The organism is Yersinia aleksiciae, assembly GCF_001047675.1.
GTDB classification, from domain to species: Bacteria; Pseudomonadota; Gammaproteobacteria; order Enterobacterales; family Enterobacteriaceae; genus Yersinia; species Yersinia aleksiciae.
Genome location: NZ_CP011975.1, coordinates 3,741,040 through 3,757,011 on the forward strand (window position 1 = coordinate 3,741,040; position 15,972 = coordinate 3,757,011).

Here is a 15,972-nt window from a genome sequence, read left to right on the forward strand (position 1 = left end):
TTGGCGTAAATAATCTCGGATGATGACGGAAATACCATAAGAGAACATCATGTCACACTCAAGGTGCCTAACCCCATGATAAAAAAAACCCCGCAATGCGGGGTTTTTTATGAAAGAAGTAAACTTAAGCCTGTGGCTGAGTTACAACTTCTTTGTAGCCTTTAACTTCGATCTCTACGCGACGATCTGGTGCCAGGCACTCGATCAGAGCAGCACGTGGTTTCACGTTGTCACAGGTGTTGCCTGTAACTGGGTTAGCTTGGCCTTCACCGCGAGCGGTGATTTTGTCAGCAGGGATACCTTTAGAAACCAGGTAATCACGCACGCTGTCAGCACGACGCTGAGACAGAGCTAAGTTAGGTGCTGGTTGACCGATACGGTCAGCAAAGCCCAGAACCACTACAGAACCGTCTTTAGGATCGATAGAGCTCAGCTGAGAGTACAGTTGGTCCAGAGCTTGCTGGCCTTCTGGTTTCAGAGTTGACTTGTTGAAAGCGAACAGCACGTCAGATTTCAGTGTGAAACGCTTAGTGTCAACAACTGGAGCTGGCGCTGGCGCTGGAGCAATTGGTGCTACTGCATCTTCTTGACCGAAACGGTAAGAAACACCTACGCTCAGCAAGCCGTTGTCTGGACGAGCACCAACGGTCGCACGGTCACCGATGTTGTTAACCCACTGGTATTCCATACGGGTTGCCCAGTTTTTGGTCCAAGCGTATTCAGCACCCAGAGCAACTAACGGAGAAACACCGGTATCGTGAGCACTGTAACGAGTGCCATCGATAGAACCGTCAGCGTCTGCACGCCAAACCATACCACCCAGACGAGTGTAAACGTCCAGATCCTGAGCAACAGGGTAGCTCAGTTTAGCGGCTAACTGAACGCCTTGCGCTTTGAATGCGCCGTTGTTGGTGTCGCCTTTGTAAGGCATACGGCCAAGCCAGTCGTATCCCATTTCAAAGCCCAGGTACTGGTTTGCTTGGTAACCCAAGAATGCACCAGCACCAATTTGGTCTTTATGAGTTGGACCGTCATTTTGAATGATGGAACCAGTATCTTGGAACTGGGACCAGCCCAGTTTACCACCGGTGTACCAGGTGTTATCTTTCGGTGCGGCTTGCGCTACTGTAGCGAAACCAGCCAGTGCCACTGCTAATGCGATAGCTGTCTTTTTCATTTTACGCCTCGTTATCATCCAAATAGGCAATGAGCTTTAAAAAGCCAAGCCCTTGGTTAAAATTCTTCGTCAAGGTTTTAACGCTCCCGTTAATCACGCTGCCAGTATGATTTGGCATTTTAGAGCAACCTTAGCGATGTAAAGTCTACAACGTGGCGAGAAAGTTACAAGTGTGATGTAATAAACGTCCTGAGAAAAAAACGATTTTGTGCATAATCTTTAACGATTTAGGGGTAAAAACCAGCCTTTTTTATGCGACATTTTCTGCTGCAAGCCGCATTCCGACTCGCTTTATGCCGGTTTTGCAGGAGTAAGCGCTAAATATTGTAATAATTCATGGGATAAATCCTAAATTTACTTAATGATACAAAGAAGAATGAATTTTTAACGTTGCGCACTGTCCTTGACCCGATTTTGTGTCATTCAGCGGACGCATAATAAACCCATAAGCATTTCCTAACTTTGCGGCTAAACGTAAACGGATACGATCATCTTCCGATAGCTCCGGCAGCCAACCAAGCACGACACTATAATTCCCCGTCAGTAATGCTTTTTCCATCGCATCAACCGTCGACAATGGATTGATTTGCCTTAGCTGAACAACCTTATGCGCTGGTAAACCTGACTGTTGTAACCATAGACGACTCAATTTCTGTTGCGGTGTTAACCATAATAGCCACCGAGATTGCTTACCAAGTTGTTGCAATAAAGGAAGTAATAGCTGAGTTACCGCAGGCTGGTTTTCACTGTACACAAGTTCACTGATAAGGCCACTATCTGTTGGAGCATCAACTCTTTGTGCTGCATCGCGGGTAACAAGAGAATGATAATTAGCATGATAAGGTTTTAGTGATTGAGTACGCATAATGAACCTCGCCCGTAGTGTGCTGTATGCATATACAGTAGTCACTGTTTGTTCGAAGATCAACTAAATTTTTACAAGACGCTTCGCATAATTGCGAAGTAAATCCGTGCAAATTCATTTTGTATTTGGCTAGCCAATCCATTTTGCGTATTTTCTAATTAGTTGTTCCTCTTACACTTATTGCAACTGAATAGGGACGTTAGTTCGGATTTTTACTAAAGGAGTAGTCATGGAAAACGCATCAGAAAACAAAATCATGCAGGCACGGGATTGTTTTGATTTTTTAGGCCTGATCACAGTTCGCTCACAGTTTGGCGGCTATGGCCTATTAGCTAATGGGATTATGTTTGCTGTGGTTTCTGAGGGGGAACTGTATTTACGTGCCAATGATCAGGTGGAGGGACTATTTCGCGCCAGAGGGATGACGAACCTTGTTTATGCCAAGCGTGGGGTGCCGATTTTGCTACGCTACTATTGGGTAGATGCTTTTTTATGGCGTGACGAACGCACGTTGTGCAACTTTGCACAACGGGCTTATCAAGAGGCCAGAGCTGAGGTTTTAAGTAAAAAAGGCCCCACAGTTCGGCTGAAAGATTTACCCAATCTTAGTGCTAGCCTCGAGCGGTTATTATGGAAAGTTGGTATCAAGGATGCAGCGGAGTTACGGCTTGAGGGCGCTAAACGTTGTTACTTGAAATTACGCGCTGTGCGGCACTCACTGGGGATAAATGTATTGTTCTCACTGGCGGGGGCTATCAGTGGCTATCACTATGCTGCATTGCCCTTAATGATACGTATTGAACTTATCGAATGGTTTGAAACCCACATCAGTGCTGTGTATGAGACAGTATAGTTACGGGCCATCAAGAATAGCCCGTGTTTGATTAACGTATCTGACTGATGCGCTTATTCAGTTCACTGAGTTCAGGTAACAGTTCAAGCAATAAGCCAATCTGTTGTAAAACCAATTGGTCTTTACTCTCTGGCTCAGGATTGCACTCTTGCAGTCGGGTAGATAAGCCGGCTAGCACCAGTGCCATTTTCGAACTATCTGGCTGTTCTTGCTCAAGAGTGCCCTCGACATAACAAATAGCATCGTTGAGTAAATTCAGTGTGGCGGTATTGGTCAGTTTCTCGCGATGAGCGCCCAGTGCAGAGATGTAACTGAGCATGGTGTGGTTCAGGCAGAGTAAACGGAATGCCGCCTCCTGAGTTTCTTTATCGTTCTTGGGTTCCGCTGACATATTTGAAATAACTGAGGCTAACTCGGCATCACAATTATGTGCATCACGGCGCGCAATGCGGTAGGGCAGGCTGTTATCTTTGCCTTGATAGTATTGCACCAGAATGGCATCCAGATAGCGGCAGTTTGCATTAAGTGTTTTGTGGACCACAGCAGGGAGTTGGCGGAACTTCCAGTCAGGCCAGATAAAGCTCACGGCGACCCAGGCAATAGCGCATCCCAGCAACGTGTCGAATACCCGTGGTGCAGCCACCTCAAACCCTTCGCCTAATAGGTTAAAACAGAGCAAAACCAGCAAGGTAATAAACATGGTGGCGTGAGCATACTGAACATTGCGGAAGGCGAAGAATAGCACGCCAGTAATTACAATCAGGATTAACTGCCCTTCAATGGAGGGCACGAAATAGAGGATAGGCAAGCCGATAAGGATACCCGCCAGAGTACCGATAATGCGCAATGCAAGGCGGCGGCGAGTAGCATTATAGTTGGGCTGGCAGACAAAAAGACTGGTTAGCAAAATCCAGTAGCCGTGGCGCATGCCAGTAAACTGAATAAAGGCATAGCCGACGCAGAGCACCACAGACATGCGTACTGCGTGGCGAAAGAGTGCCGATTTTGGCGTCAGATGGCGGCTGATACGCAGCTTGATATCACTCCAACCGGTGAGGCGATCGTCAGATAAACGGCTTTCCGGCTGTGGATCTTCGGCTAGAACCTGCTCTGATTCAATCCCAGCCAGTTGGGCATCAATCGCTCGCAAGTTTTTCAGCAGATGGGAAAGCGCTTTAACTTGCTGCACATTTTCGTTTTGAGCGAGTTCCCTAGCCAGTGCCGCATCTAAAAAAGTAAAGGCGCGTTCGAACCGGGGATCATGCTGGTATTTTTGTCTCATCAAAATGGATTGTGACAACTGCATACAGGCTCTGGCTTGCATACTTAATAAGCGCTGAAAGCGGAAGAGGATATCGCTGTAGCGGAACTTTTCCCGTAGCGCTTGATATTGAACATGCGACGAGCTGGCTCGCTCATGAATATCTTGCGCGACAAAATAGTAGTGCAGTGTTCGTCGAGTTCCACGTTGGCCACGGTCACCTTTCAGCCGTGTAACCAGCGAGGCTTTGGCCTGATTCAAGGTGGCAACTAATGTCCCGTTCGCCATCGCCACATCAATCATCGGCTGATCGACATCAGGTTCAAGGTCGGGGTCAAATAGATTGGCTTTAGCGTCTAAATAGCGAGCAAGCTGTTGATAACAGCGGGCCAAGTTATCCTGTAAAGGGCGGATTGGGAAAATGAGATGTCCGCACAAGGTCAATACGTTGTACCAAACGGCCCCCAGTATCAGTAACAGCGGCTGCTGGTACCAAATATGGTACATCGAAGTGCCGAGCATGGTGTAAATAGCAATTAACAATGCGCCAAAAGCAATGGTCGCATAGCGTTGGCCTAAGGCACCCAGCAGAATGAAACCGCAGGTTGAGAAGGTCAGGCCAAGGGCAAAAAGCCAGGGATAAGGAAATAGAAGCTCAATGGAGGCTGATGCGACAAAAAAACAGATCAGCGTAATGAATAGGTTGCGTAACCGCCCGGTTAGGCGGTCATCTAGGTCAGTCAGTGCTGCAGCAACGACACCGAGGGTCAGGGGAATGGTCAATTTAGGCTGATCAATCCACCATGGAACCGCTGTTACTCCCGCCAACGCGATAAAAATACGAACATGATAAAGCAGGCTACTATTGTAGACATTACGGCGTAGAGCAGTGACGAAAGTGAGCACAAAAAACCTCTAAAACTGAAATTCAGCGTTGCTGATATTGGCGTTGAGCATTGGCTATTCTTGCCTGCTGCGCCATTTCGACTGAGACGACACGGCGGCCCACTGGCCAAAGTGCAATAGCAGCAATCTTAAAATTGGCAATCCCCACCGGGATCCCGATAATGGTTACACATTGCACAATACCGGTGACGATATGTGATAAGCAGAGCCACCAGCCAAATAAAACAAACCAGACAATATTCAATAAAGAACCGCCCGCTGTTAGCAGAGCATTGCTTTTTTCTGGGTATAATTCATTGACATGGATCGCCTCATTACCATAAGGGAGAAATGATAACTTGGTAATTTCCCAGCAAGAGCGGGTTAATGGTAAGGTGAAAATCAGAATGACGCTGACGACTGTGGCTAATAGCCAGCCCAGCGTGGTGAAGAAACCACCTAAAATAAAATTAAGAACGTTCAGTACAGTACGCATAGTGATTAATCTGCCTAGCTGAATAAAAAAACCGCAATGCGGATGAGTGATAACCCCGACTAGCCATTCTATACGGATAGCGCGGGTGAGTTTCCTTCTTCAACTATCGGATACCTGTTGTTTAAACTCAATTATTTTATTTACACTCCATTATGTTATTTCAATTCACTTAATACGAGTATGGCGCGCAGATATGGAACTTAAAGCGACATCTTTTGGCAAGCATCTGGCTCAACACCCCTATAACCGGGTCCGCTTGCTGAATGCGGGCATCGAAGTATGCGGTGATAAACATCAATACCTGATCCCCTTTAACCAGCTGGTTAACATCCAGTGTAAGCGCGGTATTGTCTGGGGCGAGATGGAATTTGAATTGCCAAATCAGCAGGTTGTGCGCTTGCATGGTACTGAATGGCAAGAGACCCAACGTTTCTATCAATACTTACTGGGTATCTGGCAACAATGGAGCGAGGAGATGAGCCTGGTTTGTGTTGAGGTTTTGCATAAACAAGTCGAATCAATTAAGCGAATTGAGCAGCAGGATAAATGGTTTAAACGCAGTGAATTAGGTCAGGTGCAAGAGGCTATTCGTGAGGCTTTCGCGGCGTTACCTATGCCGGTAGAACGGTTAATGGAGTTTGAGTCTTGTCGCGCAGATTATGAGCTCTGTTTGGGGTGGTTGCAGCAAGGTAGCCGCAGCGTAGAGCGTCGTAATCAGCAATGGACTCACCGCATGTTGGAAGAGCATCAAGATTTCTTCCAAAGCGTTGAAAGCTCGCCGCTGAATGAATCGCAGAGCCGCGCGGTGGTCAATGGTGAAGATTCAGTGTTGGTATTGGCAGGTGCTGGCAGTGGTAAAACATCGGTGCTGGTGGCCCGTGCTGGTTGGTTATTACGCCGTAATGAAGCACTGCCCGAGCAGATCTTACTGCTGGCATTTGGCCGTCAGGCGGCTGACGAAATGAATGGTCGCATCAAAGATCGGTTGGCAGTGGATGATATTCAGGCCAAAACCTTCCATGCGCTTGCATTGCAGATTATCCAGCAAGGCAGCCGCAAGACTCCCACGATCAGTAAATTGGAGTCTGACAGCAAAGCCAGAAGGTCACTGCTGATTCAGCATTGGCAGCAGCAGTGCAGCGAGAAAAAAGCGCAGGCTAAGGGGTGGCGCGAGTGGTTGACCGATGAGTTAGAGTGGGAGGTCGCTGAAGGTGATTTTTGGCAGGATAAACGACTTGCAGCACGACTGGCAGGGCGACTTGAACGCTGGTTAGGGTTGATGCGCATGCATGGCGGTAGTCAGGCCGAAATGATTGAGCAGGCTGATGAAGACGTGCGCGATATCTTCCAGAAACGTATAAGACTCATGGCACCCTTACTCAAAGCATGGAAAACAGCGCTGAAAGAGGAGGGGGCCGTCGATTTCTCTGGGTTGATTCATCAGGCGGTGAATTTGCTGGAGAAAGGGCGGTTTGTCAGCCCGTGGAAACATATTTTGGTCGATGAGTTTCAGGATATTTCGCCGCAGCGAGCCATGCTACTGACAGCGCTGCGTAAGCAAAATAAGCAGACCTGTCTGTTTGCGGTTGGTGATGATTGGCAGGCAATTTACCGTTTCAGTGGTGCAGAACTCTCCCTCACCACGGCATTTAGCCAGAACTTTGGCGAAGGGGCTGAATGTGCATTGGATACAACCTATCGTTTTAATGATCGTATCGGTGAGATTGCTAATCGGTTTATTCAGCAAAACCCCTATCAATTGAAAAAGCCGCTGAACAGCCTAAGCAAAGGCAATAAAAAATCGGTGATGATTTTGCCGAACGAACAACTTGAAACACTGCTGGATAAGTTAAGTGGCTTTGTTAAAGATGACGAGCGCATCCTGATCTTGGCGCGTTATCACCATCTGCGACCAGATATTTTGCAAAAGGCCGCAACGCGGTGGCCAAAGTTGACCATTGATTTTATGACGATCCATGCCAGTAAAGGGCAACAGGCAGATTATGTGATTATTGCGGGTTTACATGAGGGGAGTGATGGTTTTCCAGCCGTGGCACGAGAGTCCATTTTGGAAGATGTGCTGCTACCGGCACCGGAGGATTTCCCTGATGCAGAAGAACGGCGCTTGCTTTATGTCGCCATGACTCGAGCAAAACATCAAGTATGGTTGCTGCAAGACACCGACAAACCCTCTGTTTTTGTTGATCAACTGAGTGAGATGGGCGTCCCGATTCAACGTAAACCCTAGCTAGGATTAAGCCCGGTGGTTATGGGGTCAGTCTATTATCACCGGGCTTAAAGATTATTTCAGGCGTTGCTTCAAGTAGTGATCATAGTCAGGGATGGCAATGGTCACTTCACCGCTGAACAAGGCGGAGCCAATTAAGAAGTCAGCGGTCGAGCGGTTAGTGGCAACGGGAATATTCCAAACCGTCGCCAGGCGTAGCAGGGCTTTTACATCGGGATCATGGGGAACCGCATTGAGCGGGTCCCAGAAGAAAATCAACATATCGATCTTTTTCTCAGAGATCAGTGCACCCACCTCCTGATCACCCCCCATTGGGCCACTGAGCAAACAGCGGACATCAATCCCCGTCGCGTTTTGTACCAGATTGCCTGTGGTGCCAGTTGCATAAAGTTCGTGCTGTGCCAAAAGATCGCGGTTTTCCATGACCCACTCAAGCAGTGATTTTTTGCAGTGGTCATGGGATACGAGGGCAATATGCTTACGTGCCGCGATAGTGCGGGTGGTGAGTTCCATCAAAATATCCTTCAATAAGAGCTAGCGGTTTGCTGACAGATTACTGAAATGGATATTTTGTGCATAGCGTTAACGCAAAGAAATGCGAGGAAACCGGCATAACCTGATGTTTAAGAAGGGCCTAAACTGACTGCGCTACTTAGCGGGTGGTTTTTTGGCCCATAGCAGGAAGCGTTGTTGCGTCTCGGCATCGGCTTGCAGGAACCAGTATTGCAGCATCTGCTCGGCGACATTTTCACCTTGCAGACGGGTTGTTTTTTGCGTTGCATTGGTTCCTGCAACCGCAATGGTGGTTCCAGGCACAGCACTCACAGGTGACGGTGGAATTGTGGCAAATGAGGGTACGGAAGCGCTGTATTGCCCCACGTTATAGGTAGCCATGGCGGTTTCGAGTGTTGCCGCAGTGTTGAGGTTCTCCTCGTGCAGCACATCGTGGCGCACCGATAACGGGCGTCCATTATCACCGATCAACTGAAATGAGGGGTTTTTAGAGAATTTATTCCCATCTCGTTCAGTATCGATAACCGGTAATTTGATGGCAACTGAGCGAATATTTCGGGTATTGAACACCACCACCAGCGGCGGCGATGCATACAATATTTTCGGATCTGTCGGCAGCGGTTTTGCCACTTTGAACAGGATTTGATGCTGGCCGCTGTTTAACTCCAAACTATCGGCCCCCTTGAGCAAGGAGCCCGACATGTTCTTCCCATCGACCACCAACAGGTCAATTTCCGGTGCAAGTTTTAAGGTCGTGGCTAGCGCTGAAGCACTGCAACAAACGGCCAAAATCCCTGCGACCACCAGACCAAATTTCATGTGTTGCTCCTGAAGGTGATATCCACTTACATTGTCAGACAGGCTAGATTATGTGTCAAAGTCTTTCCGTGCGCCCACATTTATTTACTTTTTGAAACATTCGGTATAAATGTGTCGTTTTTATCCTAATGAATTCTAAAGATAAAAGAGGCAATCTAACAGTTATTAGTGCTATGTCTATTAAACGAAATCAATTAGACCGCGTTTATCCTCGATTTTCCCCATGATGTACACTTAGACGTCGCCTAATATTTGTCATTCCACCTAAATGCAAATGGATAGGAATATTCTTTTAGCGCATCAGAGGAACTGAAAAATGCATGATAAAGACATTGCAGACATTCTCCAGCAGGTAAAAACAATTGCGCTAGTCGGGGCAAGTGATAATCCATCGCGCCCCAGCTATGGTGTTATGGCTTATCTGTTACAGCAGGGCTATCAGGTCACTCCTGTCAGCCCAAAACTGGCCGGGAAAACGTTACTGGGGCAGCAGGTATATGCTGAGTTGGCGGATATTCCCCATTCAATTGATATGGTGGATGTCTTCCGTAATACCGAAGCTGCATATGGCGTCGCACAGGAGGCGATTGCTATCGGTGCTAAAGTGTTATGGCTACAAATTGGTGTTATTAATGAGTTGGCGGCAACCTTAGCGGCCGATGCAGGGCTAAAGGTGGTCATGGATCGCTGCCCGAAAATTGAAATACCCCGGTTAGGATTAGAAAAAGAGTAATATTCACGTACTCATCGGGTCTAATTGCGTCTATAAAAAACCCGGCTGATTGTGCCGGGTTTTATCAATAGGTGTTGAGACTGAGCGCTAGTTACGCAAACGCGGAGCCTGTAACTGATGACGAATCGACGCCGCCAGTTCATCCAATGACGGCTGCTCAGGATGAGCATCCACATCTTCATACGTCAGCTGTGCTTCCGCGAGATAAGTATGTACCGGTTGCCCCTCATCATCCTCAATGACCACGTGATACCAAGGTGATGAGCGCAAAGTATCGTTGTTTGCAACTTCATCTGGCTCTGGTGGCTCAAGAGAATATTCAGGATCGATATCAATTACCACACCCAAATAGCCGTGTAGGCTGTGGCGGACCTGTTGGCCAATACCAAATTTGCTGGCGATCATGATAACCTCCTGAGAAACGTTACTCTGCCTTCTATATGAGGGCTTTGCGGGGTATTTCAAGTCACACTATCCGACAAGCGAACCCTTTTAGGTACAAACCTTCCGGATATGTAGCAATAACCGGATGATCTGCGGCCTGACGGAACTGCTCTATAAATTGTATATCATTGCCTGCATCTAACGCGGCATCCGCCAAAATTTTCTGGAATAAATCTGTTGGCATTAATCCCGAGCAGGAGAAGCTTAATAGAATCCCGCCCGGACGCAATAGCTGTATCGCTAACATGTTGATGTCTTTATAGCCGCGACAGGCGCTCGCCAGTTGGCTCTTATTTTCAACAAATTTCGGTGGGTCCATAATGATCATGTCAAACTTCTCCCCTTGCGCGCGATAATTACGCAGCAACTGGAACACATCATCACGAACAAACTCGGCCTTACTCATATCCAACTGATTCAGCTCAATATTCTGCTTTGCGATATCCAATACTGACTGCGAAGTATCAACACTGATAACCTGCTGGCAATTGCCCATTAGCGCGGCTACAGCAAAGGCCCCAGTATAGGAGAAGCAGTTCAGAACACGGCGGCCATCGGCGTAATTGCGTGCGGCCAGGCGGCTATCGCGCTGATCCAAATAGAAGCCTGTTTTATGGCCTTGCTGAATATCAACCAACAGTTGCATACCGTTTTCACTGATGGGCAGCAGAGCAGGGGGCATTTCACCGCAAATCGTCCCTTGGGTCAGTGGTAAGCCCTCTTTTTTACGCACCGAAACATCAGAGCGGTCATAAATAGAGCATTCTGGGTAGCATTGCTGTAACGCACTGACCAGCGCAGCCCGCTGATATTCAGCCCCAGCAGACAGCAACTGCAATACCAAAAAGTTCTGGAAGCGGTCAATAGTGATGCCCGGCAGGCCATCGGATTCACCGGCGATCAGACGGTAGCCATTCAAGCCATCACGCTGTGCCAACCAATCCCGCCAGCTCTGCGCTTGCTGTAGACGGCGGACAAAGAATTCGCGGTCTATCACTTCATCTTGTTTGAACGTCCAGACTCGTGCCAGAATTTGTGATTCAGGTGAGTAGGCGCCACGGGCCAGCCATTTACCTTGGCTATCAAGGATATCGATGGTTTCACCGGGAAGGGCATCGCCTTCAAGGCGCAGAACAGCCCCAGAGAAAATCCATGGATGGCGACGAAGTAAGGACTTTTCACGTCCTTTGGCAAGAAATAAGCGCATTATAATATTCTTTTAAAATCAGATGGTTAAAATTGATAAGTCATTATCAATCAAAATAAGGTCACAATCATATAGTAATATCATCCCACTCACTACCGCGACTATCTTGGTACTTAGCTGTCATTTGGGCTGATTTGTGGCCTAGCAGATGTTGGGCGAATTCACCGCCTTTGGCGTCAGTATACAGCCTAGCGGACAAACTTCTTATCTCATGAAAAGATGGTGGAGATCCGTCCCATTGAAGCCCAGACAGTAAGCGTGCATTCATGAATCCCTCGGTCATAGTTCTCTCAGCTACAAATCCCCCTTTATTTGTTGAAAGTACAAACTCTGTATTACCAAATAGGGATTTGCATTTATCGATCACCAACCTCAAGCTGATCCCGTCAATACTTATTGATAATGGTATAGATAATCTTGCTTGTGTTTTTTCTGTATTATCCATAGCTTATCATCGTGAATATCTTCCCATTTTAGCTTACAGATATCACCAAGCCGCGGCCCGGTGACAAGCGCCAAATCCATGCTTAAACAAGCCCACGGAGGGAGGGAATCAGCTGATTTTCTGATTGCTTTATAGCTTTCCAGTGTCAGTCTGGACCGCTTAATTTCAACCTTTGGACTTCTTGTTGTTTCAACTGGATTGGCATTAATGTGACCTTCAGCTATAGCCTCTCTGAACAGATCAAGTAATACACCTCCCCGGCGCTGCCTTGATAAAGAGGCAGTCATGAGAGACAAAACGATTAAAACGATATTGGCCCACGCCGAGGCTGAATACCCCAAAGAGTGCTGTGGAGTGATGGCTCAGAAGTCGCGGGTCGAGAAATACTTTCCGTGTAATAACCTTGGCGACAAACCCGACCGAACAGTTTCATCTCGACCCCACAGGCTGGGTAGCTAAGCTAGAGAGTGCCTTACGGTGGTTATTGGCAGGAAAGAACAGTGAAGGCGGTTAGGTATCAGGGGCTATAATTTAGAAGCATCTTATCTGTGCTCTTGATGATAGTTTTGCTTTCTGGCACGTGATTGCTGGGGTTGATATAAAACACTACTGACTCAAAAGCTGTGCAACCATCCAGTTGTTTCAAGCAAGAACGCGTAAGTTCGAGTTAAATTCGTGAACTGCGTAGAAAATAAATCACTCGATTAACCAAAGGTTTATCTATCTGATAAACAACTGCGGTTGTATGTTGACGAGTTCGTCAAGTAGACTTCTTGTTAGATCATAACTGCGATAACAGTTGTGACGTTATATCGAAAACGAAACTTCGATTTTTTGTCATAAGTACTCCGGCTGCTTTTGGAGGAAATAATGAACAAATTTATAGCGAACGAGAACATGCCGTTTAATATCCCTGAAGCTGGATTTAACACCAAGCTAAACGTAACAGGCAACAACATTGAACATACAACAGCTTTCATGAGCAAAGGTGTTGTGGACTTCTCTTTGCCTGGATATACGACACCTCATGGATATCGGCTGGTCAAATCTCTTAGAGAAGACCATTATCGCTTAGTTACTGACTCAATTGATCCTGTGACTGTCTATGCTGTGTGCTTGGAGTTTATTGGCGATATCGTCCCAGCAAGAAGAAGCTGCACGCAGATAATGGTATGGCGTACTGTTCAGCCACAATACAATTCTGCTGTGACTGGGTTGCCAAAAATATTCTTCCAATACTTTTTGGAAAACTACTCCATTGTTGTTTCAGATAGTGAACAAACTAATGATGGTCGTCGTTTCTGGGAAGGTATGATTGCTTGGGCCATCCAAGAAGATGGTTATCACGTTTATGTGTCAGATGGCACACAGGAAGATCGCCCCCTAACATTCATGACATCATGGGATGATTTTTACGGGACATGGGCTGATTTCTGCTGGGGTGATGATAAAGACTGTCACTCACACCGACTATTAGTGATAAGCAAAGACCAATTGCACTAAGTTGCATGATATACAACTAAACCCGCTCCGGCGGGTTTTTGCATTCTAGCGCGTCCGTACGCCGGTTTGGAGCGACCATCTGATGAGATTTTATTATGGTTGTATTTGCGCGTAATCATTGTAAGTCGATGTCGCTTTTTCACATACATCAAGAAATTGTTGTGGCGATATATTGAGTCTTGCTTGTTCAGTAGCAATGAATCTAGCAATAAATTCATCACCGCCAGGCATTTTTGTAGACTCTTGGAAATTACCCATCTGCTTAATGGCACCGCACATTCCGGCCCATTTGGAGTGAAGCATTAAGTCTTGGATAAATTTGGTATTGTTTTTTTGTTCCTGAGTTGCGGCAGTTGATACAAAAGATATAGTAATGAGGGACATAGCTATTATTAATTTCATTTTTACTCCTTATTCCATATTGCTTTTAACACCTGATTGCTGTTAATCGGTCTTTTAGCGCGTCCGTGCGCCGGTGGTGCTATTTTTTATCTTTCTCTTCGTTTTCTTTTTTAGGTAGAAAATCAATTGGCAGTGCATTTGTTATATTTGCTATCGCCTTTTCAATGATATCAGCGTTTTGGCTTATCCGCATGAACCTGTCTGTTTCAGATAGATTTAGCGTTGCCATTAATCCAGCCTGACGCTGCTTAAGCCCCTCATCTCTGGCGGCATTCGCAATGGGTACGGTGCGATTCTTGACACTATATGGACTCCTTTAGACTCACTAAATATCAGTCTAAGTGCATGCTGCTTACTCGACAAGTGATTCCATGTGATCCATTATTTGATTTATCGATGTACCAATAAACATAAAAAAGGGATTCAATATGAATCCATGCGTAACCGAGTTTCACCATACCCATTAAGAATGCCCTCTGAAATTAGACGTTGGTAAACTGCGAACTGATTTGAAGGCGTGGAAACAGTATCGGGTGAGAGTGAAAAATATCGATACTTCCCTTGCGCCGGATATTGAATGGCCGATAGCGCCGGAGTGATGGGTGGGCAGGGATGCCTATTGAGGTGATTATCGAGGTCAAAACGAATTGGTAAGTTATTGATGTGTAATGACTGAAATGTTGTGTCTTGTCGTATAATATAGTGTGTTTATTGATAGTGTGTTTATTGAGCGCTTACTTGCCTATCCATTTGATATTAAAACAAATAATTTATTTTTCACGTCCTTTGGCAAGAATCAGGCGTAGGGTCATAATTAAGTGGCTGCCAGCTAGGTAAAAAAGAGCGGTATTGTCGGAGTATGAGCCGGAAAATGCAAATTATCACGTAGATGGGGAGTCGATATGGCAAAAATATGCACCGCTGTCTATGTTTACGGCATCGTCCAAGGCGTCGGTTTTCGCTATAGCACGCAACGTCAGGCCCAAAAATTGGGGGTGACGGGCTATGCCAGAAATTGCGATGACGGCAGTGTGGAAGTGGTGGCTTACGGTGAGCCAGAAGCCGTTGAAAGCTTAATGGCGTGGATTAAGCAGGGTGGGCCTCGTGGGGCGCGCGTGGATCGCGTGCTGACTGAACCTCATCCCACCACCGCGTTTGAAACATTTAACATTCGCTATTAACGTGCCAACTGAGCTTGCACCACGGCGGCAAGCGTGCCGCCGGTTAAATACATTTTACTGGCTTGGGTAAACCGGCAATTTTCGTTGCTTGCTTTGCTGGCCCTTTGGGAAATAAGCGATACAGATATCGGCTATTACCTTTTTCTTCGCCATATTTCTGTGCCATGGCTTTGACCAACATGCGAATGGCGGGTGAGGTATTGAATTCCTGATAAAACGCGCGCACAAAACGTACCACTTCCCAGTGAGGCTCGGTGAGTGTGATGCCTTCCTGTTCAGCCAATATCGGGGCTATTGCTTCGCTCCAGTCTGCGCTGTTTTTCAGATAACCCTGTGCATCGGTATCAATCGTCCGACCTTCAAACTCCAACATACCACCTCGGTGATTAAATCAATGAAACGGCCGCTAATTTAGCAAATATTTACCTACAGCCCAAAAAAATCTGTGTATTCACCTAGCAAGGGCCTCAGTAGGAGACAAAAGTGCGGCCTGTTGCGCAGCGAATCGTCAGCCATGACGATTAATTCATCATTCGATAATCAGATGCTGATTTTTTGGTCGATTAAGCACAAACAAGCTTTACAAGCGGCAGTGCTCTGTTTATAGTTCGGTCCGTTGCGGAGGGGTGGCCGAGTGGCTGAAGGCAACGGTCTTGAAAACCGTCGACGGGTAACCGTTCGAGAGTTCGAATCTCTCCTCCTCCGCCATCTTCTCTCTGTATCTCCTTGTTATTCCGGTTTTTCTCTCCCATATAAATTACTAGTACAACCACTTCTTATCGGCTGTCAGTAGACTCAACTCTTCAATTAAAATACCGCCAAGCTGTTGCTAAAAACCGATTCCGAATAGTGCTTTGTTGCTCTTGCATTGGGCAGATAACTCAGACCCTTGACAAAGCTGATTAGCGGGGAGTGTGCCGAATGGGTCGTCACGGTGCAA

The 15,972-nt window shown here is 46.7% G+C and carries 18 protein-coding genes, 1 tRNA gene and 1 pseudogene; 8 read left to right on the plus strand and 12 right to left on the minus strand.

Annotated features, from left to right (window positions below):
• Window positions 1-124 precede the first annotated feature (124 nt).
• Together ompA and sulA are read right to left on the minus strand one after the other, a co-directional pair.
• Entirely contained in the window at window positions 125-1,177 is a 1,053-nt protein-coding gene (gene ompA, locus ACZ76_RS16710; RefSeq protein ID WP_048619919.1) for a porin OmpA, read from the minus strand.
• 358 nt (window positions 1,178-1,535) lie between these two features.
• Entirely contained in the window at window positions 1,536-2,042 is a 507-nt protein-coding gene (gene sulA, locus ACZ76_RS16715; protein WP_048619920.1) for an SOS-induced cell division inhibitor SulA, read from the minus strand.
• Window positions 2,043-2,271: 229 nt separating this feature from the next.
• On the opposite strand from sulA, the gene ACZ76_RS16720 reads away from it, so the two are divergent.
• The gene (locus ACZ76_RS16720) at window positions 2,272-2,895 is read left to right on the plus strand and encodes a TfoX/Sxy family DNA transformation protein (protein WP_048619921.1); all 624 of its coding nucleotides are present in this window, start codon (window positions 2,272-2,274) and stop codon (window positions 2,893-2,895) included.
• A gap of 31 nt (window positions 2,896-2,926) precedes the next feature.
• On the opposite strand, the gene yccS is transcribed toward ACZ76_RS16720, so the two are convergent.
• Together yccS and ACZ76_RS16730 are read right to left on the minus strand one after the other, a co-directional pair.
• Entirely contained in the window at window positions 2,927-5,062 is a 2,136-nt protein-coding gene (yccS, locus tag ACZ76_RS16725; RefSeq protein ID WP_048619922.1) for a YccS family putative transporter, read from the minus strand.
• Window positions 5,063-5,084: 22 nt separating this feature from the next.
• On the minus strand, window positions 5,085-5,537 hold the full coding sequence (locus ACZ76_RS16730; RefSeq protein ID WP_048619923.1) for a YccF domain-containing protein: 453 nt from the start codon (window positions 5,535-5,537) through the stop codon (window positions 5,085-5,087).
• Window positions 5,538-5,730: 193 nt separating this feature from the next.
• On the opposite strand from ACZ76_RS16730, the gene helD reads away from it, so the two are divergent.
• Window positions 5,731-7,785, plus strand: coding sequence for a DNA helicase IV (gene helD, locus ACZ76_RS16735; RefSeq protein ID WP_048619924.1), 2,055 nt, complete (start codon window positions 5,731-5,733; stop codon window positions 7,783-7,785).
• 54 nt (window positions 7,786-7,839) lie between these two features.
• Here helD and ACZ76_RS16740 read toward each other — a convergent pair whose 3' ends face one another.
• Both ACZ76_RS16740 and ACZ76_RS16745 read right to left on the minus strand, forming a co-directional pair.
• A complete protein-coding gene (locus ACZ76_RS16740; RefSeq protein WP_048619925.1) occupies window positions 7,840-8,298 on the minus strand; it encodes a methylglyoxal synthase in 459 nt (152 codons plus the stop codon).
• 135 nt (window positions 8,299-8,433) lie between these two features.
• A complete protein-coding gene (locus ACZ76_RS16745; RefSeq protein ID WP_048619926.1) occupies window positions 8,434-9,117 on the minus strand; it encodes a DUF2057 family protein in 684 nt (227 codons plus the stop codon).
• Window positions 9,118-9,433: 316 nt separating this feature from the next.
• Here ACZ76_RS16745 and ACZ76_RS16750 point away from each other — a divergent pair, with 316 nt between their 5' ends.
• Entirely contained in the window at window positions 9,434-9,850 is a 417-nt protein-coding gene (locus tag ACZ76_RS16750; RefSeq protein WP_048619927.1) for a CoA-binding protein, read from the plus strand.
• 87 nt (window positions 9,851-9,937) lie between these two features.
• Here the strand turns inward: ACZ76_RS16750 and hspQ are convergent, their stop codons facing one another.
• The 3 genes from hspQ to ACZ76_RS19610 all read right to left on the minus strand — a co-directional run bounded on the left by hspQ (window position 9,938) and on the right by ACZ76_RS19610 (window position 11,946).
• Window positions 9,938-10,255 carry a heat shock protein HspQ gene (gene hspQ, locus ACZ76_RS16755; RefSeq protein ID WP_004873797.1) on the minus strand — a complete coding sequence of 106 codons (318 nt, stop codon included), beginning with the start codon at window positions 10,253-10,255 and terminating at the stop codon, window positions 9,938-9,940.
• 61 nt (window positions 10,256-10,316) lie between these two features.
• Entirely contained in the window at window positions 10,317-11,507 is a 1,191-nt protein-coding gene (rlmI, locus tag ACZ76_RS16760) for a 23S rRNA (cytosine(1962)-C(5))-methyltransferase RlmI (protein WP_172684438.1), read from the minus strand.
• Between the two features lie 61 nt (window positions 11,508-11,568).
• Entirely contained in the window at window positions 11,569-11,946 is a 378-nt protein-coding gene (locus ACZ76_RS19610) for a tyrosine-type recombinase/integrase (protein ID WP_235428200.1), read from the minus strand.
• A 285-nt stretch (window positions 11,947-12,231) separates the two neighbouring features.
• Between ACZ76_RS19610 and ACZ76_RS18630 the strand changes: the two are divergent.
• Together ACZ76_RS18630 and ACZ76_RS16770 are read left to right on the plus strand one after the other, a co-directional pair.
• Window positions 12,232-12,400: pseudogene (locus tag ACZ76_RS18630) on the plus strand (Mov34/MPN/PAD-1 family protein); the annotation flags it as partial.
• A gap of 416 nt (window positions 12,401-12,816) precedes the next feature.
• Complete coding sequence (locus tag ACZ76_RS16770) at window positions 12,817-13,449, plus strand: hypothetical protein (protein WP_048619929.1); 633 nt, start codon at window positions 12,817-12,819, stop codon at window positions 13,447-13,449.
• A 93-nt stretch (window positions 13,450-13,542) separates the two neighbouring features.
• Here ACZ76_RS16770 and ACZ76_RS16775 read toward each other — a convergent pair whose 3' ends face one another.
• Together ACZ76_RS16775 and ACZ76_RS19365 are read right to left on the minus strand one after the other, a co-directional pair.
• Window positions 13,543-13,851: a hypothetical protein gene (locus tag ACZ76_RS16775; RefSeq protein ID WP_048619930.1), complete on the minus strand. Its 309-nt coding sequence runs from the start codon at window positions 13,849-13,851 to the stop codon at window positions 13,543-13,545.
• A gap of 79 nt (window positions 13,852-13,930) precedes the next feature.
• Complete coding sequence (locus ACZ76_RS19365) at window positions 13,931-14,080, minus strand: hypothetical protein (protein WP_156312866.1); 150 nt, start codon at window positions 14,078-14,080, stop codon at window positions 13,931-13,933.
• Window positions 14,081-14,390: 310 nt separating this feature from the next.
• Between ACZ76_RS19365 and ACZ76_RS19725 the strand changes: the two genes are divergently transcribed.
• Both ACZ76_RS19725 and yccX read left to right on the plus strand, forming a co-directional pair.
• Entirely contained in the window at window positions 14,391-14,450 is a 60-nt protein-coding gene (locus ACZ76_RS19725) for a tail fiber assembly protein (RefSeq protein WP_327213649.1), read from the plus strand.
• A gap of 303 nt (window positions 14,451-14,753) precedes the next feature.
• Entirely contained in the window at window positions 14,754-15,032 is a 279-nt protein-coding gene (yccX, locus tag ACZ76_RS16780; protein WP_048619931.1) for an acylphosphatase, read from the plus strand.
• A 43-nt stretch (window positions 15,033-15,075) separates the two neighbouring features.
• Here the strand turns inward: yccX and tusE are convergent, their stop codons facing one another.
• Window positions 15,076-15,405 (minus strand): sulfurtransferase TusE, encoded by a 330-nt coding sequence (gene tusE, locus ACZ76_RS16785; RefSeq protein ID WP_048619932.1) that lies wholly within the window; start codon window positions 15,403-15,405, stop codon window positions 15,076-15,078.
• Window positions 15,406-15,652: 247 nt separating this feature from the next.
• On the opposite strand from tusE, the gene ACZ76_RS16790 reads away from it, so the two are divergent.
• Window positions 15,653-15,740 (plus strand) — tRNA-Ser (locus ACZ76_RS16790).
• Window positions 15,741-15,972: the final 232 nt, after the last annotated feature.

Bases quoted from the DNA above. Each gene is read 5' to 3' on its own strand.
- ompA (WP_048619919.1), bottom strand. From the start codon at position 1,177: ATGAAAAAGACAGCTATCGCATTAGCAGTGGCACTGGCTGGTTTCGCT.
- sulA (WP_048619920.1), bottom strand. From the start codon at position 2,042: ATGCGTACTCAATCACTAAAACCTTATCATGCTAATTATCATTCTCTT.
- ACZ76_RS16720 (WP_048619921.1), top strand. From the start codon at position 2,272: ATGGAAAACGCATCAGAAAACAAAATCATGCAGGCACGGGATTGTTTT.
- ACZ76_RS16730 (WP_048619923.1), bottom strand. From the start codon at position 5,537: ATGCGTACTGTACTGAACGTTCTTAATTTTATTTTAGGTGGTTTCTTC.
- helD (WP_048619924.1), top strand. From the start codon at position 5,731: ATGGAACTTAAAGCGACATCTTTTGGCAAGCATCTGGCTCAACACCCC.
- ACZ76_RS16740 (WP_048619925.1), bottom strand. From the start codon at position 8,298: ATGGAACTCACCACCCGCACTATCGCGGCACGTAAGCATATTGCCCTC.
- ACZ76_RS16745 (WP_048619926.1), bottom strand. From the start codon at position 9,117: ATGAAATTTGGTCTGGTGGTCGCAGGGATTTTGGCCGTTTGTTGCAGT.
- ACZ76_RS16750 (WP_048619927.1), top strand. From the start codon at position 9,434: ATGCATGATAAAGACATTGCAGACATTCTCCAGCAGGTAAAAACAATT.
- hspQ (WP_004873797.1), bottom strand. From the start codon at position 10,255: ATGATCGCCAGCAAATTTGGTATTGGCCAACAGGTCCGCCACAGCCTA.
- ACZ76_RS19610 (WP_235428200.1), bottom strand. From the start codon at position 11,946: ATGGATAATACAGAAAAAACACAAGCAAGATTATCTATACCATTATCA.
- ACZ76_RS16770 (WP_048619929.1), top strand. From the start codon at position 12,817: ATGAACAAATTTATAGCGAACGAGAACATGCCGTTTAATATCCCTGAA.
- ACZ76_RS16775 (WP_048619930.1), bottom strand. From the start codon at position 13,851: ATGAAATTAATAATAGCTATGTCCCTCATTACTATATCTTTTGTATCA.
- ACZ76_RS19365 (WP_156312866.1), bottom strand. From the start codon at position 14,080: ATGGCAACGCTAAATCTATCTGAAACAGACAGGTTCATGCGGATAAGC.
- yccX (WP_048619931.1), top strand. From the start codon at position 14,754: ATGGCAAAAATATGCACCGCTGTCTATGTTTACGGCATCGTCCAAGGC.
- tusE (WP_048619932.1), bottom strand. From the start codon at position 15,405: ATGTTGGAGTTTGAAGGTCGGACGATTGATACCGATGCACAGGGTTAT.